Here is a 1,223-nt window from a genome sequence, read left to right as displayed (position 1 = left end):
GATACCTCTTTCTTGTTTGTGGTGAATTAAGAATAGGTCTTCATGGCCTTTTTGACTAGTCTGAATAAAGAACTGGTCTAGTAGAGCAGGTGTTGCACTTCAATTTTAAATCGAGGTAATAAAAATACTGACTTAATAGATGGAAAAATTTTCCCATTTACAAATTTTTATGATCAAGTGCCATTGTATCAATCATTAGCTGATGATCACTTTGAGAATATATTCTCAGAATTTACTTCAATAAAGGGAAATAACCGTCAGTTTCTAAAGTCTCCATTTAGCGATGAGATTGAAATTGAATCATCTTTATCAAGACTGAACGGTGATGATAGAAATAATGTGTTGAGTCGACTTAGCCAGTTTTACAGAGACCTAAGTAAGGTTGACATAAATGATTCAGCATATTGGTCCAACCTATATGCTGATATAGTAAATAGTTTGGAAAATAAGCGTGATGAAGGGGGGCTTTTAAATTCATACAAAGAATTCAATAAGTTTTCGTCAACTAAACGACTGTATCATGAAATAAAGAAAGATATTGGAGACTTTGAGGATCAAATAAATCCTCTAGAATTATTTGTACCCAAGATAGTTACCCCAAGAATTATTGATCAAGGTATTAAGAATCAAAAAGGATTATTCATGTTTGTTCCCTTTGTTTATAATTATGGTTTTGAAGAAAGCGGGTCACAAGTGGCTCTTAATTCCGATGAAGTCCAAAAGCGGACTCAAACTAGAATAAACATATTAAGACTTCTTTCTGATTCCATTGATCCACAACCAAAACCAATGGCCTTTGTTATACCACATTGTAAAAAAGCTTCAATAAGGTCCGAGCTGGAAAGCGTGGGGATAATGGAAAGCTTCATTTATCCAGATCCATCACATATTGCACATGAAATTTCAAAGACTTATTAGATTTGAATCGACACAGCATAATCCATTAAATCAATTGAGCTTTTTGGCCATTAGGGCATACCCTAGTGGCCGTTTTTATTTTTGTGCTATACTAGGAAATACAGATGTTCATTAGAACTGTCCAAAAAGGGAGAGCTAGAAATGGCTAAAATCGGTTATGCTCGTGTTAGTTCCAAGGAGCAACATTTAGATCGACAATTAGCGGCTTTAAAAGACGTTGATAAATTGTTTACGGATAAATTAAGTGGGGCTAACACTAATCGGCCAGAACTGCAAAAAATGCTGGCCTATATTCGTGAGGGTGA

The 1,223-nt window shown here is 34.8% G+C and carries 2 protein-coding genes; both read left to right on the top strand.

Annotation, left to right across the window (positions count from 1 at the left end; genetic code table 11):
• Nucleotides 1–183: 183 nt before the first annotated feature.
• Nucleotides 184–918 carry a hypothetical protein gene (locus FC85_RS05085; protein ID WP_136861332.1) on the top strand — a complete coding sequence of 245 codons (735 nt, stop codon included), beginning with the start codon at nt 184–186 and terminating at the stop codon, nt 916–918.
• 141 nt (nt 919–1,059) lie between these two features.
• On the top strand, nt 1,060–1,223 hold a 164-nt coding region (locus FC85_RS15495; RefSeq protein ID WP_148466480.1), incomplete at its 3' end, for a recombinase family protein.

It is taken from the genome of Lentilactobacillus diolivorans DSM 14421 (assembly GCF_001434255.1).
GTDB lineage: Bacteria > Bacillota > Bacilli > Lactobacillales > Lactobacillaceae > Lentilactobacillus > Lentilactobacillus diolivorans.
Note: the sequence above shows the minus strand (reverse complement) of the source record. Positions and strands in the feature narration are given on the sequence as shown.